The following is a 16,946-nucleotide window of genomic DNA, read 5'->3' as shown; positions in this document are numbered from 1 at the left end:
CGGGACGTGTGGGATAACCTGGAACTATGCCCAAAGAACGAGGCTCCAAGGTGATCGCGTCGAACCGCCGCGCGCGGCACGACTACGCGGTGCTGGACACCTATGAGGCCGGGATCGCGCTGGTGGGCACCGAGGTGAAGAGCCTGCGCGCCGGCCGCGCCTCGCTGGTCGACGCGTTCGCCACGGTCGACGACGGTGAGGTGTGGCTGCGCAACCTCCACATCCCCGAGTACGAGCACGGCACGTGGACCAACCACGAGTCGCGACGCAAGCGGAAGCTGCTGCTGCACCGCGGCGAGATCGAGAAGCTGATCGGCAAGACCAAGGAGGGCGGGCTCTCGCTCGTCCCGCTGTCCATGTACTTCAAGGACGGCAAGGTCAAGGTCGAGCTCGCGCTGGCCAAGGGCAAGAAGGCCTACGACAAGCGCCAGGACCTGGCCAAGCGCGACGCCCAGCGCGAGATCAGCCGCGCCGTGGGCAGGGCGTTGAAGGGCCGCCGCTAGGTGGGGCCGGAGCGCGACGAGGACATCCGGGAGTGGGTGCGCGGTCTCGGCCTGGACGGTCTCGTCGACCTGCACCTGCACTTCCTGCCGGAACGGATGCTGGTCAAGGTCTGGGCCTACTTCGACCGGATCGGTGAGCGCACGGGCTACGAGTGGCCCATCCAGTACCGGGTGGCCGAGGACGAGCGGGTCGCGCTGCTCGAATCCTTCGGGGTGCTGCGATACGCGCCGCTGGCCTACCCGCACAAGCCCGGCATGGCCGAGTGGCTCAACGGGTGGCTGCGCGAGTTCGCCGAACGCGTCCCGGCCGCGGTGCCCACCGCGACGCTCTACCCGGAACCGTCGGCGGCCACCTACGTCGTCGAAGCGCTGCAGGCCGGCGCCCGCTGCTTCAAGGCGCACGTCCAGGTCGGCGCGTACGACCCGCGGGACGAGCTGCTCGACCCCGCGTGGGGCGCGCTCGCCGAAGCCGGGGTGCCCGTCGTCGTGCACGCCGGGCACGGGCCCGAGCGCGGCCCGCACACCGGGCTCGACGTGTTCGGTGAGGTGCTCGCCCGGCACCCGCGGCTGACCGCGGTGCTCGCGCACGCGGGGATGCCCGAGTACGCCGAGGCGCTCGCGCTGGTCGAGCGGTACCCGCGCGTCCACCTGGACACCACGATGGTCGGCGTCCCGTTCACCGAGGCGCTGATGCCGCTGCCGCCGGACTGGACGAGCCGGCTCGCGGACATCGCCGACCGGATCGTGCTCGGCACCGACTTCCCGAACATCCCCTACTCCTACGCCACGCAGCTGCGGGCGGTCGCCGGCTGGGCTGCCGACGACCGCCTCGGGGACGACTTCCTGCGGGCCGTCCTGCACGACACCCCGGCGAAGCTGCTCAACCTCTGACGGCGACCCGCACCGGCTTCGCCGCCAGCAGCAGCCCCGTCACCACCAGCGCCACCCACGGCACGGGACCGGCGAGCATCCCGGCTTCCAGCGGCGTGGTGAACCCCTTCGCGGCCAGGCCGAGCAGGCCGGCGGACGCCAGCACGGCCGCCGCGGCGAGCTGTCCGGCCGGGACGGCGCCGGCCGGGCTGGGCCGGGTTTCGAAGCGCCCGAACGCCTTCAGCAGACCGGCCAGCACGACCGCGGCCGCACCGACCCACAGCGGGGCGACGGCGAACCAGTCCGCGCTGCCGGGTTCCGGTGTCGCGTAACCGAAGCCGAGCACCGCGACACCGGCGACGACGACCAGCGCCGGCATGTGCCACAGGTACATGCTCATGAACCGCGGTCCGCTCCAGCGCAGCACGGCGGCGACGGCGGGGCGCTCGGCGAGCGTGGCCAGCGTGGGCTTGAGCGCCAGCCAGAACCCGGCCTGACCGACGGCGAGGCTCATCAGCACCGCGGTCGGCGGGCTCATGTTGGACACCGGCGCGCCCGGCATGCCGATCATGCTCGCCGGGTACGGACCGAACGCGACGGCCAGCGCGGTGACCCCGAACCCGGCCACGGCCAGCGCGGCCGCGCCACGACGGCTCAGCGTGCCGAGCCTGCCCTCGGCATAGGAGAAGCCGAGCTGGTGCACGGCGAGCCAGACGAACACCGCGTTGGCGTAACCGAGCGGGCCGAACACCTCGAACCGTCCGAAGTCGACGATCACCGCGAGCCCGGTGAGCACCAGCGGCACGCGCAGACCCCAGCGGCGGTGCGCGGCCAGCATGAGCGGCGTCGCGGCGACGGTGATCAGATAGACGGCGAGGAACCACAGCAACTGCCCGGCGATCGCGCCGGCGATCTGCACCGGCTGCTCCGGAGCGCCGAGGTCGCGCAGCAGATCCGGCGCCAGGAGCCACACCGCGAACAGCGGCAGGACCGGGACCAGCAGGCGCTTGAGCCGCGTGGACAGCCAGTCGCGCGTGGACGCGGCGCGGCGCAGCGACATCAGGTTGGCGGCGCCACCGGCGAAGAAGACCATCGGCATGACCTGGGACAGCCAGGTCAGCGCCCACCAGCCGGGTGTGGTCAGTGCGTTGCCGGTCGCGAGACGGCCGTGGTCGTAGCTGAGCACGGGCATCAGCCAGTGCTGCCCGATGACGGCGAGGATCGCGGTCGCGCGGACCACGTCGAGGAAGGTGTCGCGGGCTCCCGCCGGGGCCTGCCGCAGGCTTGTTCGCATGCGTTCAGCCTGGTCGGAACGGGTTCCGGGCACAGCCGGGCAGACCGCCGTCTTCGGGCGGGGGACAGGTGCAGGACTGTGGTGGGGTCCGCCCTACCTACAGCTCGCGAGCCTCGTCGACCTCGGAGGCGGGCAGGCCGCAGAGCCGGTACTCCCAGCCGGCCTCCGGGGAGAACCCGAGCTGGTAGAAGGTCTCGATCTTGGGGCCCTCGTGCAGGTGGACGTGCCGCATGACCGTGCCGCTCACCGGGTCGTCGAGCGTCTGGACCCGGCCGTCGAGTGGGCCACCGAAGAACCGGACGTTCTCTTCGGTCATGGGGCCCTCCTCGTGCGGGGAAACGATGTCAACGTCCGCCCATGGTAGGTGAGCGGCGGACCGGGCGCCGCCGTCAGAACGGGTGAGGAGCGATTCACCACACCGGACGGACGGTGACCCTCCGGTGTCGCGCCATATCGTCCGCGAACGCCGATAACCCTTGGTGCATCCGGGCGAAATCGTCGGCGCCGATCAGGTGCGCCCACCGCTCCTCGGCCGCTCGCGAGTGCGCCACCACCCGGTCGATGCACTGGCGGCCACGCGGCGTCAGGACGACCAGCCTGCTGCGCCGGTCGGTCGGGTGCGGGCGGCGTTCGACGTACCCGCGGGTGATCAGCTCGTCGACGAGCTGCACGGCGGCCTGCTTGGTGATGCCGAGGTGCTCGCCGAGCTCGACGGCTGTGGCGGGGCGGTGCGACAGGAAGTGGAACACGAAGCCGTGTGCCGGGCGGACGTCGTCGAACCCCTCCGCGGCGAGGTGCTCGTGGATCTCGTCCATCAGCGCGCGGAAGGTCAGCGCGAGCAGTCCCGGCAGGTCGCCAGCGGTCATGGTCAAGCTCCTTGACTAGATGGTCAAGCTGCTTTACCTTAAGACTGGTAAAGCTGCTTGACTACTTGGAGGTCGGAAAATGCCTGTCGCGACGTTGGCGGAGGCGCCCCGGTTCGAGCGCGGCGGTGCGGTGTTCCGCCCGCTGGCCGTGCCCAGTCGCGGGTCCGCCGAGCTGGCCGTCTGGCTGCTGGAGCTCGAGCCGGGGCTGACCGGCGAGGAGCACTCGGTGAGCCGGGAAGAGGTGTTCGTGCTGCAGTCCGGGGCGCTCGAACTGACGCTCGGCGGCGAAGTGCACCGGCTCGCCCCCGGCGACGCGATGATCGTGCCGCCGGACACCCTGTTCCGGTTGGACAACCCCGGCGCGGAACCGGCGCGGGCCACGGTGTGCACCTCGGCCGGGATGGTCGGCACGGTCCAGGGCGCCACGATCGTGCCGCCCTGGACCCGCTAGGGGCGGCCGAGGTAGGTGAGCACCGCGCGGACCCGGCGGTGCTCCTCCGCGCTGGCCTCCAGCCCGAGCTTGGCGAAGATGTTGCCGATGTGCTTCTCCACGGCGCCGTGCGAGACGACCAGCGCCGCCGCGATGGCCGAGTTGGACAGGCCCTGCGCCATCAGCCCGAGCACCTCGGACTCCCGCGCGGTCAGCGCGTCCAGCGGGTTCTTCCGTCCCCGAGCCATGACCTGCGCGATCACCTCCGGATCGATGGCCGTGCCGCCCCGTGCGACACGGCGGACCGCGTCGAGGAAGTCGGCCACGTCGGCCACGCGTTCCTTCAGCAGGTAGCCGACGCCGCCTGCCCCGCCGGACAGCAGCTCGACCGCGTAGCTCTCCTCGACGTACTGCGAAAGCACCAGCACCGGCAGGCCCGGCACCGCCTCACGCGCGGCCAGCGCGGCGCGCAAGCCTTCGTCGGTGAACGTCGGCGGCATCCGGACGTCGACGATCGCCAGGTCCGGCCGGTGCTCGGTGACCGCGCCGACCAGCTCGTCGCCCCGGTCGACCGCGGCGACCGTCTCGATGCCCTCGTCGGCGAGCAACCGCTCGACCCCGGCCCGCAGCAGGACCGCGTCCTCGGCGATCACCACACGCATTCCGCCAACCCCCAGTCCGTGAGTGAATTCGCCCTATTCACTCACGAACCGGGTCACCAGGTACACGGCAGGTCGGCTCGCACCACCGTCGGGCCGCCCTCGGGGCTCACCACCGTCATCACGCCGTCGATGGTGGCGGCCCGGTCGGCCAGCCCGGCCAGACCGCCGCCGGGGCGCACCTCCGCGCCGCCGTGCCCGTTGTCGGTGATCTCGATGATCACCTTGTCGTCCGTGCGCCACGCCTTGACCTGCGCTTCCGTCGCGCCGGAATGCTTGGCGACGTTGGTGAGCGTCTCGCCGGCGATGAAGTACGCGGTGGTCTCCACGGCGGCCGGCGGGCGCGGCTCGATGTCGACCGCGACCTCCACCGGGATCGGCGTCTTCGCCGCCAGCGCGGACAACGCCGCGTCGAGGCCGCGGTCGCCCAGCACCGCCGGGTAGATGCCGCGCGCGAGGTCCCGCAGCTCCGACACCGCGAGCTTGGCGTCGGTGTGCGCCTCCTCGATCAGCGCGCGGACCGCGTCCGGTTCCTTGTCCAGCTTGTTCTTGACCCGGCCCAGGTTCAGCGCCACCGCGACCAGCCGCTGCTGCGCGCCGTCGTGCAGGTCCCGCTCGATCCGGCGGCGCTCGGCCTCGGCGGCGTCCACCCCGCGCGCCCGGGACGCCTGCAGCTGCTGCGCCTTGACGCGCAGCCGCTCCGCGCGGTTCGGGCCCAGCAGCGCGATGGCCAGCGAGCCGTGCACCCAGCCGATCCACGGCGCGACCCAGATCGCCATCGGCACCAGCACGATCGACGCGATGCCGACCGCGAACTCGACCACGCTCAGCGGGAACGCGACCAGCAGGTACGCGAGGTCCCGCCACGTCGTGCTGTCCACCAGGCGCATCCGCCACCGGCGCAGCACCCCGCCCTCGACCGGCACGCGGTCGGCTGGCGGCAGGGGAGTGCCCAGCATCCGGCGCACCCAGCGGCGCTCCAGGTCGCCGAACCCGCGCACCATGCTCGTGGTCCACAACAGGATCGGGATGCCGATCCAGATCACCGTCGTCGCGATCCCGACCAGGCTGAGCGTCACGACCAGCACGAACTGGACCAGGCGCAACGCGAAGGAGGAGATCATGTACGCGATCGACTTCGCGGCCCCCGGACGCGGCTGCTCGATCGGCCCGTGCTCACCGGCCACGGCGCTCATCATGCCACCGCACCACGGCGGTCGGTGTCCGATTCGACGAGCCTGCGGGCACGCGGCCCCGGACCGAGCATGGCGCGGGCGAACAACGCGTGAGCCGTGCCCATGCCGCGGGTCAGCGCGATCGCGCAGGCCAGGACGATCAACCCCAGCGCCGCCCACGGCAGCGCGTCGACCGGCGAATCCACCACGATCCAGCGTTCGTCGAAGGCCGGGAAGAAGTAGGCGCCACCAGGCAGATAGGTGCAGTAGAACGGCAGGGTCGTCGCGGCCAGCCCGACCGACCACAAGCTCACCACGATCGTGAACTCGGCGATCCCCAGCGGCAGCAGCAGAACCAGGTAGAGGACGTCCCGCCAGGTCGCGCCGTCGGTCAGCCGCGCACGCCAGCGGGCCTGCAGGCCGAACTCCGGCAGCGGCTTGTAGGGCGTCGGGATGTAGGCGCCCAGCATCCGGTGCACCCTGGCGCGCTCGAAGCGGCCGGCCGCACGGGCGATCAGCACCCCCGCGGCCAGCACCGGCAGCCCCACCCACACGATCGCGGTGCCCAGACCCGCCGTGAACAAGGTCACCATCAGCGCGAACCCCGCCACCCCCAGCGGCAGGTTGCACAACAGGTACCCGAGCGAACCGAGCACCGGAGGGCGCGGCCGCGTCCCGTCCAGCGCGGAATACGTCGGCCCCATGATCCGTTCCTCTCTCTGCAACACGGGACCAGCATCGCGAGGTTCCCGCTGGTGAACCATGGGGCGCGCGGGCGTCACCGAGGTAGGGACAACCCCACCGGTGCGGAACAAACCCGGTTGCCGGAGGCGTTATGCTGGTAACGGAACACCATCAAGGGGGTGAACGGTTTCGACTCTGGACGTTGAGTCAAGGGAAGCGTGCCGGTGCAGGCGAGAGACCACCGTTAAGCGTCGTCGTAACCAAATAAGCGCCAAGACTAATAGTCAGCGCGACTTCGCCCTCGCCGCCTGAGCGAGTGCGAGTCTGTCGGCCCGGGAGCGCCTCCGTCCCGGTAGCCGGCATCAGCTAGGAGGCTCACCTTCCGGACCCGGCCGCGGGGACCGGAAGGGAAAACCACAGCGGCTGGGCCCGTCACACCGGCTTGTTCGCGTGACCGGTGGGGCCGAGTAGAGGCACAGCGAACTGCGCACGGAGAAGCCTAGGCAAGGCGCCAGAGGACCCGGGTTCAATTCCCGGCACCTCCACTCGGCCGAAGGCCGAGGTCTGCTCGCGGAGAACGCTCGCAGGCCTCGGCCTTCGTCGTTTTCTCTGGGGGTCGAACCCCCAGACCCCCGCCAGGAGGGCTTCGCCCCCTGGACCCCCATCTGCGGCTGGTTGCGTTGGGTGGGTTGCGGTGGTGCTGGTGGGGCGGGTGTCTCGCGTTCGGTGGGCGGCCTCGTGGGCCTCGTCGAACCCCCGGACCCCCGCCAGGAGGGCTTCGCCCCCTGGACCGCCATCTGCCGCTGGTTGCGTCGGGTGGGTGAGTTGCGGTGGTGCTGGTGGGGTGGGTGTCTCGCGTTCGGTGGGCGGCCTCATGGGCCTCGTCGAAACCCCAGACCTCCGCCAGGAGGGCTTCGCCTCCTGGACCCCCATCTGCGGCTGGTTGCGTTGGGTGGGTGGGTTGCGGTGGTGCTGGTGGGGCGGCCTCATGGGCCTCTCCGTCAGGAGCGGTTCGCCCGCTGGACCTCCATCAGCCGGTGGGTGGGTGGCGGGGCGTGTCCGGTTCTGCGGCGAGTGCTTGCGCCACCGAGAGGCTGTCCTCGTAGACGTGGTAGCGCGTGATCAGACCGTCAGTCACGGTGAGGCGTAGCGCGCAGAGCGCCCTGTAGGACCTGCCGGTCCTCCGGACGGTCTGCCGGATCTCGCCCAGCACCACGGCGTCCGCGCCCTGGACCAGCACCTCGGGCTCCCGTCCACCGCGCCGCTCCGGGACGTGGAAGCTGTCCAGCGCCCGGAAGTGGTCGGCGACATCGGCCCTGGTCGACCGGGCGCGGATCCATGGCACCGCCGGATGGCCGGTGGACGGCCAGGCGAGCTGCCAGTCCACGACGTCGGCGAACAACTCGGCGATCCGCTCCGGAGACCCCTCGGACAACCGGCGCAGGAACTCGGTCACCACCGCGCGGGTGCCGGCATCCGCGCCGCTGAACTGGTAGTCGCGGGTGATGCGACCGTCCTCGCCGAGGAGCAGGAAGACCACGCCGGTCCACGCGGGGCCACCGCCGGCCGCGGGAACCATGTGGGTCGTGAAGGTGACGGCGCCGTGGTGACCCACCACGCCGGGTTCGAGGACGAACACGAACTCGCCCGGGGCGACGAACTGCTCGTACGCCCCGGCGATCCGCGCTTCGAGCGCGCCGTGACCCGTGTACCGGCTCGTGTCGGTGAACTCGCTGCCGTCCTCGGCCCAGAGCTGGGCGACGGCTTCGCGGCGCCGGTCGGGATCGGGCTCGTTCCACACTGCGGTGTAGCGCTCGGCGATGCTGGTTTCGGTCATGATCAGCACGCTAGGCACGATTCCCTGACACCTTCTGTCAGTGGAGTGCGGCAAGCTTCCGGCATGCGCGCGAGTCGTCTGATGTCGATGCTGTTGCTTCTGCAGGCGCGCGGGACGATGACCGCGCGGGAGCTCGCGGACGAGCTCGAGGTCTCGGTCCGCACCGTCTACCGCGATGTCGAATCGCTCGGCGCGGCCGGTGTGCCGGTGTACGGGGAGCCCGGTCACGACGGGGGCTACCGGCTGCTCGACGGCTACCAGACCCGCCTCACCGGCCTCACCGGCGCCGAAGCGGAATCGCTGTTCCTCACCGGGGTGCCGTCGGCCGCCGCCGAGCTGGGGCTGGCGGCCGCCGTGACCACGGCGCAGCTCAAGCTCAAGGCCGCCCTGCCGGCGGGGCTCCGCGACCGCGTGAGCCGCATCGCCGAACGGTTCCACCTCGACGCCCCGTCCTGGTACCAGGACGCCGACGACACACCTCACCTCGCCGCGATCGCCGGAGCCGTGTGGAACCGGCACCCGGCGCGCATCCGATACCTGCGCTGGGCGGAGCCGCACGAGACCAGCCGCGTCGTCGAGCCTCACGGGCTCGTCCTCAAGGCGGGCCGGTGGTACCTCGTCGCCAGGCGCGACGGGCAGTTCCGCACCTATCGGGTCGCCCGGATTCTGAGCACGGAGGTGCTCCCCGGCACCTTCGAGCGGGCATCCGGCTTCCGATTGGCCGAGTACTGGGACACCTACCTCGACCAGTTCGATCGTCGGCGGCACCGGGATGTCGCCGTCGTCCGGCTCTCCGGGCACGGCCTCGAGCGACTCTCCGGCCTGCTCGCGCCGGCCATCCCGGCAGACGAACCCGGCGCGGACGGGTGGACCGAGGTCAGGATCCCGATCGAGTCGGTGGAATGGGCCCTCCCGGAACTCCTGAAACTCGGCGCCGACGCGGAGGTCCTGGCTCCCCTCGAACTCCGTGAGCGGATCGTCGCGACCCTGAGCGCGATGAGCGGGCTCTACGGCTGACCGGGTGCGCGGCCGCCGATCTGCCTGGTCAGGGCCGCGGCCGTGCCCCGGACCTCCTCGGCCAGTCCGGGCCAGGTCTCCCCGCAACCCGCCGGGCAGACGTGCCGGAACGTCACCGCCACCGACGCCAGCGGGCGCCCGTTGTGGTCGAAGACCGCGTGCGCCACCGAGGCGAAATCGGCGGTCACCTGGCCGTCCTCCACTGCCCAGCCGCGTGATCGCACTGCGGCCAGCGCCTGCCGCAGTTCGGCAGGCGACGTGGGGCCCCGGCCGGTGCGCGTGACGAACGAGCGCGGGTACAGCGCCCGGACGTGCGCGTGCGGCAGGTAGGCCAGCAACACCTGGCCGCTCGCCGGCAGGTGCGCGGGCAACCGGACACCCACGTCTGTCACCAGCGTCTCTGGCGCCGACGGGCGCTCCTTCAGCAGGTACAGCAACTCGTTGCCGTGCAGCACCCCCAGCTGCGCGGTGTGCCCCACCCGGTCGGCCAGCTTCCGCAACAACGGCGCCGCCAGCCGCTCCAGCGGATCGTGCCGCAAGTACGCCGAACCCAGCTCGAATGCGGCGATCCCCAGCCCGTACCGGCGCTCGGCCGCCAGGTGCACCACGAAACCCGCCGCCTCCAGCTCCGCCAGCAGGTGGTACGTCGTCGACCGCGGCAGGTCCAGCTCACGCGCGATCGCGGCGGCCGAGATCGGCCCCGGCCGCGCCGCCAGCACCCGCAACACCGCCAGACCACGGCGCAGAGCGGGGACATCCGTCATCTGTCTGGGATACCAGACACAACCACCCCGCGGGGACCACCGGCCGCTCCCGCGGCGGAGTGCAATGACGACATGAGCACAGTGCGGTTGGACTCCGGGCCACTCGACCGGCAGCAGGTCGTCGCCGTCGCGCGGCACGGCGCCACGGTCGAGCTCGCCGACGAGGTCCGCAAGACGCTCGGCGAGACCCGCCGCCACATCGACGCCCTCGCCGACGCCGACCAGCCGACCTACGGCATCTCCACCGGCTTCGGCGCACTCGCGATCCGGCACATCCCGCCCGACCGCCGCACCGCACTGCAGCGCTCCCTGATTCGCTCGCACACCGCCGGCACCGGTCCCGCCGTCGAGGCGGAGGTCGTGCGCGCCCTCATGCTCTTGCGCCTGCGCACCCTCGCCTCCGGGCACACCGGCGTCCGCCCGGCGACCGCGGACGCGCTGGCCGCCATGCTCAACGCGGGCATCGTCCCGGTCGTCCACGAATACGGCTCGCTCGGCTGCTCGGGCGACCTCGCGCCGCTCGCGGCCGTCGCGCTGGCGATGATGGGCGAGGGCGAGGTGCTCGACGGCCGTCCCGCCGCGCAGGCCCTCGCCGAGGCCGGGATCGCGCCGGTGACCCTCGCCGAGAAGGAGGGACTGGCCCTCACCAACGGCACCGACGGGATGCTCGGCATGCTCGTCCTCGCCCTGGACGACCTGAACCGCCTGCTCGACACCGCCGACCTCACGGCCGCGATGAGCGTCGAGGCCCTCCTCGGCACCGACCGGGCGTTCGCGGCCGACCTGCAGGAGCTGCGCCCGCACCCCGGGCAGGCCCGCTCCGCGCGCCGGATGTTCGCCGCGCTCGCGGATTCGGAGATCGTCGCCAGCCATCGCGGACCGGAGTGCACCCGGGTGCAGGACGCCTACTCGCTGCGCTGCGCGCCCCAGGTGCACGGCGCGGCCCGGGACACCGTCGCGCACGCCGAGCTGGTCGCCGATCGGGAACTCGCCGCCGCCATCGACAACCCGGTCGTCCTCGCCGACGGCCGGGTCGAGTCGAACGGAAACTTCCACGGCGCGCCGCTGGCCTACGTGCTGGACTTCCTTGCCATCCCGGTTGCGGATGTGGCGAGCATCGCCGAGCGCCGCACCGACCGGATGCTCGACGTGTCCCGCTCGCACGGTCTGCCCGCGTTCCTCGCCGACGACCCGGGCGTCGACTCCGGCCACATGATCGCCCAGTACACGCAGGCCGCGATCGTGAGCGAGCTGAAGCGGCTGGCCGTCCCGGCGTCGGTCGACTCGATCCCCAGCAGCGCCATGCAGGAGGACCACGTCTCGATGGGCTGGGCCGCGGCCCGGAAGCTGCGCCGCGCGGTCGACGGGCTGACCTCGGTGCTGGCGATCGAACTGCTGACCGCCGCCCGCGCGCTCGACTTCCGCGCACCCCTGCGCCCCGCGCCGGTCACCGCCGCGGTGCGCGACCTGCTCCGGGAACGCGTCGCACCGCCGGGACCGGACCGCCACCTCGCCCCGGAAATCGCGGCCGCCGAGGAACTCGTCCGTTCGGGAGCCGCCGTCACCGCACTGGAGGAAGCATGAGCCGCACCGTCCGGGCCGCCCGCGGGACCACGCTGACGGCCAAGAACTGGCAGACCGAAGCCGCGATGCGGATGCTGCACAACAACCTCGACCCCGAGGTCGCCGAGCGCCCGCAGGACCTGGTCGTCTACGGCGGCACCGGCAAGGCCGCCCGCGACTGGGCGAGCTTCGACGCGATCACCCGCTGCCTCACCGGGCTCGAGCAGGACGAGACCCTGCTGGTGCAGTCCGGCAAGCCGGTCGGTGTGTTCCGCACGCACGAGTGGGCCCCCCGCGTGCTGATCGCGAACTCGAACCTGGTCGGGGACTGGGCGACCTGGCCCGAGTTCCGTCGGCTGGAGAAGCTCGGCCTGACGATGTACGGGCAGATGACCGCCGGGTCCTGGATCTACATCGGCACGCAGGGCATCCTGCAGGGCACCTACGAAACGTTCGCCGCCGTGGCGGAGAAGCGGTTCGGCGGCACGCTGCGGGGCACGCTCACGGTGACCGCCGGGCTGGGCGGCATGGGTGGCGCGCAACCGCTCGCGATCACCATGAACGGTGGCACCGCGCTCGTCGTCGAATGCGACGCCGCCCGAGCCCGCCGTCGCCTGGAGACCCGGTACCTCGACGAACTCGCGTCCGATGTGGACGCCGCCGTGCGCCGGGTCGCCGAGGCGAAGAAGGCCGGCGAGGCCGTGTCGGTCGGCGTGATCGGCAACGCCGCCGAGGTGCTGCCCGACCTGCTGCGCCGCGGGCTCGAGGCGGACATCGTGACCGACCAGACCTCCGCACACGACCCGCTCGCCTACCTGCCGATCGGCGTCGACGTCGCCGACTGGCACGACTACGCGTCCGCGAAGCCCGACGAGTTCACCGACCGCTCGCGCGAGTCGATGGCCGAGCACGTGGGCGCGATGCTCGGTTTCCTGGACGCCGGTGCTGAAGTGTTCGACTACGGCAACTCCTTACGTGGTGAGGCGAAACTCGGCGGCTGCGAGCGGGCCTTCGACTACCCGGGTTTCGTGCCCGCCTACATCCGTCCGTTGTTCTGCGAGGGCAAGGGACCGTTCCGTTGGGCCGCGCTCTCCGGCGACCCGGCGGACATCGCCGCGACCGACCGCGCCGTCCTCGACCTGTTCGGGGACAACGAGACCCTCACCCGGTGGATCCGGCTGGCCGGCGAACGCGTGGCGTATCAAGGGCTTCCGGCACGCATCTGCTGGCTCGGCTACGGCGAACGGCACCTCGCCGGGCTGCGGTTCAACGAGATGGTGGCTTCCGGTGAGCTGAGCGCGCCGGTGGTGATCGGCCGCGACCACCTCGACGCCGGCAGCGTGGCCTCCCCGTATCGCGAGACCGAGGCGATGGCCGACGGCTCGGACGCCATCGCCGACTGGCCACTGCTCAACGCGCTGGTCAACACCGCCTCCGGCGCCAGCTGGGTGTCGCTGCACCACGGCGGGGGCGTCGGCATGGGCCGCTCGATCCACGCGGGTCAGGTGTGCGTGGCCGACGGCACGCCGCTGGCCGCGCAGAAGATCGAACGGGTGCTGACCAACGACCCCGGCATGGGCGTGATCCGGCATGTCGATGCCGGGTACGAGCGTGCGGCCGAGGTGGCGCGGGACCGTGGCGTGCGCGTGCCGATGCGGGAGGAGGCGTGAGCCTGCTCGACGATCTCGCCGATGTCGGCCGTGCCCCCGGCGGCGGATACGCGCGCCACGGGTTCGACCGCGCCGAGACCGAGATGCGCGAGTGGTTCCGGGAGGAGGCCGGGCGGCGCGGGCTGGACGTCGAGACCGACCGCAACGGGAACCTGTGGGCGTGGTGGGGCGCGCCGGGGCCGGACGCGCTGGTGACCGGCAGCCACCTCGACTCGGTGCCCGGCGGCGGCGCTTTCGACGGACCGCTCGGCGTGGTCAGCGCGCTGGCGGCCGTCTCCCGGTTGCAGGACAACGGTTTCCGCCCCACGAAGCCGTTCGCGGTGGTCGTCTTCGCCGAGGAGGAGGGCGGCCGGTTCGGCGTGCCCTGCCTCGGCTCACGGCTGCTGACCGGCGCCCTCGACCCGGACCGGGCGCGGGCTCTGCGCGATCCGGACGGGACGACGCTCGCCGAGGCAGCCGCGGAGGCGGGTGTGGATCCGCGGCACTTGGGGCGCGACGACGTTGCCCTCGGCCGCATCGGCACGTTCGTCGAACTGCACGTCGAGCAGGGGCGGGCGCTGGACGTGCCGGTGGGCGTCGGCAGCACGGTCCTGGAGCACGGGCGGTGGCGGTTCTCGTTCACCGGACAAGGGAACCACGCGGGTACGACAATTCTGCGCGATCGCCGGGACCCGATGTTGCCTGCCGCGGAAACCGTGCTGGCGGCCCGTAAAATCGCATCCACAATGGACGCACGGGCCACAGTGGGCCGGCTCGTGCCGCGCCCGGGCGGGACGAACGTCATCCCGTCCACCGTGGACCTGTGGCTGGACGCCCGCGGCAACAGCCGCGACGTGGTGGCCGAGCTGACCGAGGCGGCCCAGCGGGCCGCGGCCGCGGAAGGGTGCGCGGTCACCGTCACCGAAGAGTCCTACGGCGGCACCGTCACGTTCGACGCCGCGCTGCGCGACCGCCTGACCGGCCTGCTGAACGCTCCCGAGTTGCCCACCGGCGCCGGGCACGACGCCGCGATCCTGGCCGCGCACGCGCCGACCGCGATGCTCTACGTGCGCAACCCGACTGGGATCAGCCACGCGCCGGAGGAGTTCGCCGAGGACGCCGACGTCGAGGAGGGCGTGGTCGCGCTCACCCGGGTGCTGGAGGCGTTGTCGACATGACGACCTTGTGGGCCGAGCATGCGTGGCTGCCGGACGGCGTCGCATCCGCGGTGCGCTTGCAGATCACCGACGGCGTCTTCACCGAAGTCACCCCCGGCGCGCCACGCGAGGGACGCACACTGCCCGGGCTCGTGCTGCCCGGTTTCGCCAACGGGCACTCGCACGCGTTCCACCGGGCTCTGCGTGGCCGGACGCACCACGGGCGCGGCACGTTCTGGACCTGGCGCGAGCGGATGTACGCGCTGGCCGAGCGGCTCGACCCGGACTCCTACCACCGGCTCGCGCGGGCCGTCTACGCCGAGATGGCGCTCGCCGGGTACACGGCGGTGGGCGAGTTCCACTACCTCCACCATGCGCCGGGCGGGCGCCGCTACGCCGACCCGAACGCGATGGGCCACGCCCTGGTCCAGGCGGCCGAGGACGCGGGCATCCGGCTCACCCTGCTGGACGCCTGCTACCTCACCGGCGGCTTCGGGCGCGAGTTGTCCGGCGTGCAACTGCGGTTCGGCGACGGGGACGTGGACGGCTGGGCCACGCGCGTGGCCGCCCTGAAACCGGATTCGGCGCTGGTCGGGGCGGCCGTGCACTCCGTACGGGCGGTCCCGGCCGAGCAGCTGCCGTTCTTCGCCGGCTGGGACGGCCCGTTGCACGTCCACCTGTCCGAACAACGCGCCGAGAACGAGGACTGCCTCGCACACCACGGCTGCACCCCGGCCGAACTGCTCGATCGCGCCGGCGTCCTGGGCCCGCACACCGTCGCGGTGCACGGCACCCACCTGACGGCCACGGACCTCGGACTGCTGTCGCAGGTCTGCTTCTGCCCGACCACGGAACGCGACCTCGGCGACGGCATCGGCGAGGCACGTCGTTTGGCGGATGCGGGCGTCCGGCTGAGCCTCGGCAGCGACAGCCAGGCCGTGATCGACCCGTTCGAGGAGCTGCGCGCGCTCGAACTGCACGAACGGCTCGCGTCGGAGGAGCGCGGGCGCTTCGGCGCCGCCGAACTGGTGGCCGCGGGCACCGACCACGCCGCGATCGGACGCGACGGTGGGCGGCTGGCCGCGGGGGAGCCCGCCGACCTGGTCGTCGTCGCGCTGGACTCGGTCCGCACGGCGGGAACCGAGCCGGCAGGCGCCGTGTTCGCCGCATCGGCTGCTGACGTGACGGACGTCCTGGTCGGCGGCCGGTGGATCGTGCGGGACCGGGCGCACCAGCTGGCCGACCGCCCGGCGGCGGTGCTGGCTCAGGAGGTGGCGGCGCTGTGGCAGTCCTGATCACCGGCATCGGCGAGCTGACCACGAACGACGACGAACTCGGCACGCTCACCGGCGCCGCGATCGTCTTCGACGGTCCCGCCATCGCCTGGGTCGGCCCCGCCCCGGCCGCGCCGGACGCCGACGAGCGGATCGACGTCGAGGGCCGCGCCGCGCTGCCTGGCTGGGTCGACAGCCACACGCACCTCGTGTTCGCCGGCGACCGCACCGCCGAGTTCGAGGCCAGGATGGCCGGTCAGCCGTACTCCGCGGGCGGCATCGCGGTCACGGTGGACGCGACCCGCGCGGCCAGCGACGCGGAACTGACCGCCAACCTGCGGCGGCACCTGTCCGAGGCCGTGCGCCAGGGCACGACCTGCCTGGAGACCAAGACCGGCTACGGGCTGACCGTGGCCGACGAGGTCCGCGCCGCCCGCATCGCCGCCGCGGTCGCCGACGAGGTCACCTTCCTCGGCGCCCACCTGGTGCCGCCCGGCGCGGACGCGGAGTCCTATGTGGATCTTGTCTGCGGGGAGATGCTGGACGCCGTGGCGGGGTCGGTGCGCTGGGCGGACGTGTTCTGCGAGACGGGCGCGTTCGACGAGGTCCAGTCGGAGCGGGTCCTGCGCGCCGCCGCGCGGCGCGGCCTCGGTCTGCGGGTGCACGGCAACCAGCTCGGCGCCGGGCCGGGGGTGCGGCTCGCGGTCCGGATGGGCGCGGCCAGTGTCGACCATTGCTCCCATTTGTCCGACTCGGATGTCGAGGCCCTCGCGTCGTCGGACACCGTCGCGACCCTGTTGCCCGCCTGCGACCTGTCCACCCGCCAACCGCTCGCGCCCGCCCGCAGGCTGCTCGACGCGGGAGCGACGGTGGCACTGGCCACCAACGCGAATCCGGGCAGTTCGTACACCACGTCGATGGGCTTCTGCGTGGCAACGGCCGTCCTGCAGATGGGCCTGTCCGTGGAAGAGGCGGTGCGTGCGGCGACTCTCGGCGGGGCGCGGGCCCTCCGCCGCACCGACGTCGGCGTGCTCCGGCCGGGCGCGCGAGCCGACCTGCACGTGCTCGACGCGCCGTCCCGGACGCACCTCGCCTACCGGCCCGGCGTGCCCCTGACCTGGCGGGTCTGGCAACGCGGTTCCCGTGTGGCGTAAGGCAAATCACTCCGAGGTCACGGTTCACCGCGAGTTCGTCGGCCGAGGTG

The 16,946-nt window shown here is 72.4% G+C and carries 17 protein-coding genes and 1 other RNA gene; 10 read left to right on the top strand and 8 right to left on the bottom strand.

Translation table 11 applies throughout. The features are described from left to right. The first annotated feature begins 26 nt into the window (after positions 1-26). Entirely contained in the window at positions 27-503 is a 477-nt protein-coding gene (smpB, locus tag ACCP09_RS09170; RefSeq protein WP_026153846.1) for an SsrA-binding protein SmpB, read from the top strand. Then, positions 504-1,394, top strand: a complete 891-nt coding sequence (locus tag ACCP09_RS09165; RefSeq protein WP_027932266.1) for an amidohydrolase family protein — start codon at positions 504-506, stop codon at positions 1,392-1,394. Here the strand turns inward: ACCP09_RS09165 and ACCP09_RS09160 are convergent. The 3 genes from ACCP09_RS09160 to ACCP09_RS09150 form a co-directional block, all read right to left on the bottom strand. Then, positions 1,384-2,667 carry an acyltransferase family protein gene (locus ACCP09_RS09160; protein ID WP_027932265.1) on the bottom strand — a complete coding sequence of 428 codons (1,284 nt, stop codon included), beginning with the start codon at positions 2,665-2,667 and terminating at the stop codon, positions 1,384-1,386. The genes ACCP09_RS09165 and ACCP09_RS09160 overlap by 11 nt on opposite strands. Positions 2,668-2,764: 97 nt before the next feature. Continuing rightward, positions 2,765-2,983, bottom strand: a complete 219-nt coding sequence (locus ACCP09_RS09155) for a hypothetical protein (RefSeq protein WP_020417604.1) — start codon at positions 2,981-2,983, stop codon at positions 2,765-2,767. A gap of 94 nt (positions 2,984-3,077) precedes the next feature. Then, positions 3,078-3,533 (bottom strand): MarR family winged helix-turn-helix transcriptional regulator, encoded by a 456-nt coding sequence (locus ACCP09_RS09150; protein ID WP_378361882.1) that lies wholly within the window; start codon positions 3,531-3,533, stop codon positions 3,078-3,080. A 79-nt stretch (positions 3,534-3,612) separates the two neighbouring features. Here ACCP09_RS09150 and ACCP09_RS09145 point away from each other — a divergent pair, with 79 nt between their 5' ends. Then, positions 3,613-3,984: a cupin domain-containing protein gene (locus ACCP09_RS09145; protein WP_433744939.1), complete on the top strand. Its 372-nt coding sequence runs from the start codon at positions 3,613-3,615 to the stop codon at positions 3,982-3,984. On the opposite strand, the gene ACCP09_RS09140 is transcribed toward ACCP09_RS09145, so the two are convergent. The 3 genes from ACCP09_RS09140 to ACCP09_RS09130 are packed head-to-tail and all read right to left on the bottom strand — an operon-like array spanning position 3,981 to position 6,501. After that, on the bottom strand, positions 3,981-4,625 hold the full coding sequence (locus tag ACCP09_RS09140) for a response regulator transcription factor (protein WP_027932262.1): 645 nt from the start codon (positions 4,623-4,625) through the stop codon (positions 3,981-3,983). The genes ACCP09_RS09145 and ACCP09_RS09140 overlap by 4 nt on opposite strands. A 53-nt stretch (positions 4,626-4,678) precedes the next feature. Continuing rightward, complete coding sequence (locus tag ACCP09_RS09135; protein ID WP_037322644.1) at positions 4,679-5,818, bottom strand: sensor histidine kinase; 1,140 nt, start codon at positions 5,816-5,818, stop codon at positions 4,679-4,681. Next, complete coding sequence (locus ACCP09_RS09130) at positions 5,818-6,501, bottom strand: sensor domain-containing protein (protein WP_027932260.1); 684 nt, start codon at positions 6,499-6,501, stop codon at positions 5,818-5,820. The genes ACCP09_RS09135 and ACCP09_RS09130 overlap by 1 nt, the downstream gene beginning before the upstream one ends. A 155-nt stretch (positions 6,502-6,656) precedes the next feature. Between ACCP09_RS09130 and ssrA the strand changes: the two genes are divergently transcribed. Then, positions 6,657-7,029: a transfer-messenger RNA gene (gene ssrA / locus ACCP09_RS09125) on the top strand. A 482-nt stretch (positions 7,030-7,511) separates the two neighbouring features. On the opposite strand, the gene ACCP09_RS09120 is transcribed toward ssrA, so the two are convergent. Next, on the bottom strand, positions 7,512-8,318 hold the full coding sequence (locus ACCP09_RS09120; protein ID WP_433744935.1) for a nuclear transport factor 2 family protein: 807 nt from the start codon (positions 8,316-8,318) through the stop codon (positions 7,512-7,514). A gap of 63 nt (positions 8,319-8,381) precedes the next feature. On the opposite strand from ACCP09_RS09120, the gene ACCP09_RS09115 reads away from it, so the two are divergent. After that, positions 8,382-9,335, top strand: a complete 954-nt coding sequence (locus ACCP09_RS09115; RefSeq protein WP_433744932.1) for a helix-turn-helix transcriptional regulator — start codon at positions 8,382-8,384, stop codon at positions 9,333-9,335. On the opposite strand, the gene ACCP09_RS09110 is transcribed toward ACCP09_RS09115, so the two are convergent. Then, positions 9,326-10,099 (bottom strand): IclR family transcriptional regulator, encoded by a 774-nt coding sequence (locus ACCP09_RS09110; protein WP_378335218.1) that lies wholly within the window; start codon positions 10,097-10,099, stop codon positions 9,326-9,328. The genes ACCP09_RS09115 and ACCP09_RS09110 overlap by 10 nt on opposite strands. A gap of 72 nt (positions 10,100-10,171) precedes the next feature. Here ACCP09_RS09110 and hutH point away from each other — a divergent pair, with 72 nt between their 5' ends. From hutH to hutI, 5 genes are read left to right on the top strand one after another with little or no spacing between them, the layout of a single operon-like run. Continuing rightward, entirely contained in the window at positions 10,172-11,683 is a 1,512-nt protein-coding gene (hutH, locus tag ACCP09_RS09105) for a histidine ammonia-lyase (protein WP_433744928.1), read from the top strand. After that, on the top strand, positions 11,680-13,332 hold the full coding sequence (gene hutU, locus ACCP09_RS09100) for a urocanate hydratase (protein WP_378361868.1): 1,653 nt from the start codon (positions 11,680-11,682) through the stop codon (positions 13,330-13,332). The genes hutH and hutU overlap by 4 nt, the downstream gene beginning before the upstream one ends. Continuing rightward, positions 13,329-14,489 (top strand): allantoate amidohydrolase, encoded by a 1,161-nt coding sequence (locus tag ACCP09_RS09095; RefSeq protein WP_433744924.1) that lies wholly within the window; start codon positions 13,329-13,331, stop codon positions 14,487-14,489. Before hutU ends, ACCP09_RS09095 begins: the two co-directional genes overlap by 4 nt. Beyond that, entirely contained in the window at positions 14,486-15,763 is a 1,278-nt protein-coding gene (locus ACCP09_RS09090) for a formimidoylglutamate deiminase (protein WP_433744921.1), read from the top strand. Before ACCP09_RS09095 ends, ACCP09_RS09090 begins: the two co-directional genes overlap by 4 nt. Beyond that, the gene (gene hutI, locus ACCP09_RS09085) at positions 15,751-16,896 is read left to right on the top strand and encodes an imidazolonepropionase (protein WP_433744918.1); all 1,146 of its coding nucleotides are present in this window, start codon (positions 15,751-15,753) and stop codon (positions 16,894-16,896) included. The genes ACCP09_RS09090 and hutI overlap by 13 nt, the downstream gene beginning before the upstream one ends. Positions 16,897-16,946 lie beyond the last annotated feature (50 nt).

Source organism: Amycolatopsis sp. 3B14 (assembly GCF_050958625.1).
In the GTDB taxonomy this organism is placed as follows: domain Bacteria; phylum Actinomycetota; class Actinomycetes; order Mycobacteriales; family Pseudonocardiaceae; genus Amycolatopsis_E; species Amycolatopsis_E thermoflava.
The sequence above is the reverse complement of the archived record's forward strand: the minus strand, read 5'-3'. Positions and strand labels throughout refer to the sequence as shown.

Excerpts from the sequence above, each read along its gene's own strand:
- smpB (WP_026153846.1), top strand. The coding sequence starts at position 27 with ATGCCCAAAGAACGAGGCTCCAAGGTGATCGCGTCGAACCGCCGCGCG.
- ACCP09_RS09160 (WP_027932265.1), bottom strand. The coding sequence starts at position 2,667 with ATGCGAACAAGCCTGCGGCAGGCCCCGGCGGGAGCCCGCGACACCTTC.
- ACCP09_RS09155 (WP_020417604.1), bottom strand. The coding sequence starts at position 2,983 with ATGACCGAAGAGAACGTCCGGTTCTTCGGTGGCCCACTCGACGGCCGG.
- ACCP09_RS09150 (WP_378361882.1), bottom strand. The coding sequence starts at position 3,533 with ATGACCGCTGGCGACCTGCCGGGACTGCTCGCGCTGACCTTCCGCGCG.
- ACCP09_RS09145 (WP_433744939.1), top strand. The coding sequence starts at position 3,613 with ATGCCTGTCGCGACGTTGGCGGAGGCGCCCCGGTTCGAGCGCGGCGGT.
- ACCP09_RS09140 (WP_027932262.1), bottom strand. The coding sequence starts at position 4,625 with ATGCGTGTGGTGATCGCCGAGGACGCGGTCCTGCTGCGGGCCGGGGTC.
- ACCP09_RS09135 (WP_037322644.1), bottom strand. The coding sequence starts at position 5,818 with ATGAGCGCCGTGGCCGGTGAGCACGGGCCGATCGAGCAGCCGCGTCCG.
- ACCP09_RS09130 (WP_027932260.1), bottom strand. The coding sequence starts at position 6,501 with ATGGGGCCGACGTATTCCGCGCTGGACGGGACGCGGCCGCGCCCTCCG.
- ACCP09_RS09120 (WP_433744935.1), bottom strand. The coding sequence starts at position 8,318 with ATGACCGAAACCAGCATCGCCGAGCGCTACACCGCAGTGTGGAACGAG.
- ACCP09_RS09115 (WP_433744932.1), top strand. The coding sequence starts at position 8,382 with ATGCGCGCGAGTCGTCTGATGTCGATGCTGTTGCTTCTGCAGGCGCGC.
- ACCP09_RS09110 (WP_378335218.1), bottom strand. The coding sequence starts at position 10,099 with ATGACGGATGTCCCCGCTCTGCGCCGTGGTCTGGCGGTGTTGCGGGTG.
- hutH (WP_433744928.1), top strand. The coding sequence starts at position 10,172 with ATGAGCACAGTGCGGTTGGACTCCGGGCCACTCGACCGGCAGCAGGTC.
- hutU (WP_378361868.1), top strand. The coding sequence starts at position 11,680 with ATGAGCCGCACCGTCCGGGCCGCCCGCGGGACCACGCTGACGGCCAAG.
- ACCP09_RS09090 (WP_433744921.1), top strand. The coding sequence starts at position 14,486 with ATGACGACCTTGTGGGCCGAGCATGCGTGGCTGCCGGACGGCGTCGCA.